Source organism: Amorphus sp. 3PC139-8 (assembly GCF_040750475.1).
In the GTDB taxonomy this organism is placed as follows: domain Bacteria; phylum Pseudomonadota; class Alphaproteobacteria; order Rhizobiales; family Amorphaceae; genus Amorphus.
On the sequence record NZ_JABJVY010000074.1, the window covers coordinates 1 to 1,307 of the forward strand.

A 1,307-nucleotide genomic window follows, 5' to 3' on the forward strand; every position below is an offset into this window, starting at 1 on the left:
GGCGACGCGAAGGGGTTCGTGGAGGACTTCATGGAGTCCTATTCTCTGCCCGCCAAGAATCTCTCCGCCGCCGCCGAGTAGCGCGCCCATGATCGACATCGATGCCATCGCCCGCCAGGCCTTCGTCGCCCACGGGCCTGCCTCCCTCGTGCTGTCGGAGACCGGCCCGCTCGCCGGGCTGACCTTCGCGGTAAAGGATCTCTACGACGTCGCCGGCTACCCGACGGCCTGCGGCAATCCCGACCGGCTGCGCGACACGCCGCCCGCACTTGCCACTGCGCCGTCGGTGCAGGTGCCGTTGGCGCACGGTGCCCGGCTTGTGGGCAAGACCCACACCGACGAGGTCGCCAGCGGCATGTTCGGGATGAACCCGCACTATGGCACGCCGATCAATCCGGCGGCGCCCGATCGCGCGCCGGGCGGCTCGTCCAGCGGATCGGCCTCGGCGGTCGCCGCCGGGCTCCTGGATTTCGCACTCGGCAGCGACACCGGCGGCTCGATCCGGGTGCCGGCGAGCTTCTGCGGCATCTACGGGCTTCGCACCACGTTCGGCCGCATCTCGGTCGCGGGCGTCATGGCGATGGCGCCGAGCTTCGATACCGTCGGCTGGTTCGCGCGCGATCCTCAGACCATGCGGCGGGTCGGCGAGAGCTACTTCGGGGCGGTTCGCCCGGCCGGGCCGAGCCGGTTCCTGATCGCCCGCGACGCGTTCGCGTTCGCCGCCCCAAAGGTGGGCGAGACGCTGCTTGCCGCCGCCAAGGGGCTCGGGCCATCCGAGGAGATCACCCTTTACGAAGAGGGCACCGACGGCTGGCTCGACACCTTCCGGCCGCTCCAGCTTGCGGAGTTCTTCGCCACCCTCGGCGGGTGGGCGAACGCCCCCGGCCGCGCGCTGAGCGAGGCGGTGCGCCAGCGCATGGACCTTGCCGCCACGGTCGAGGCCACCGTGGTGGCGGCCGCCACTTTGCGCCGGGAAGCGCTCACCGAGCGCCTGATCCGGGTTCTCGGTGACGACGGGGTTCTGGTGATCCCGACGGCCCATGACCTGCCGCCGTTCCGCGAGGCTTCGGTCGCCGAGCAGACCGCCTTCCGCGACACCACGTTGACGCTCACCTGCGTGGCGAGCCTCTGCCGCCTGCCGCAGCTCAACGTTCCGGCGGCGATCGTCGACGGATGCCCGGTCGGCCTGTCGCTGATTGCCGGGCCCAGGGGCGAGGAGCGTCTGCTGGCCGTTGCCGAGGCGCTTGGACCTTTGACGGCGGCCTCATGAGACCGGTCGCAGACGGCGTCCGCGATTTCGTTGGCTA

1 protein-coding gene is annotated in these 1,307 nt (G+C 71.1%); it reads left to right on the plus strand.

Annotated features, from left to right (window positions below; translation table 11 throughout):
• The first annotated feature begins 88 nt into the window (after positions 1-88).
• Positions 89-1,270 (plus strand): amidase, encoded by a 1,182-nt coding sequence (locus tag HNS03_RS25675; RefSeq protein ID WP_367198886.1) that lies wholly within the window; start codon positions 89-91, stop codon positions 1,268-1,270.
• Positions 1,271-1,307 lie beyond the last annotated feature (37 nt).

Bases quoted from the DNA above. Each gene is read 5' to 3' on its own strand.
- HNS03_RS25675 (WP_367198886.1), top strand. From the start codon at position 89: ATGATCGACATCGATGCCATCGCCCGCCAGGCCTTCGTCGCCCACGGG.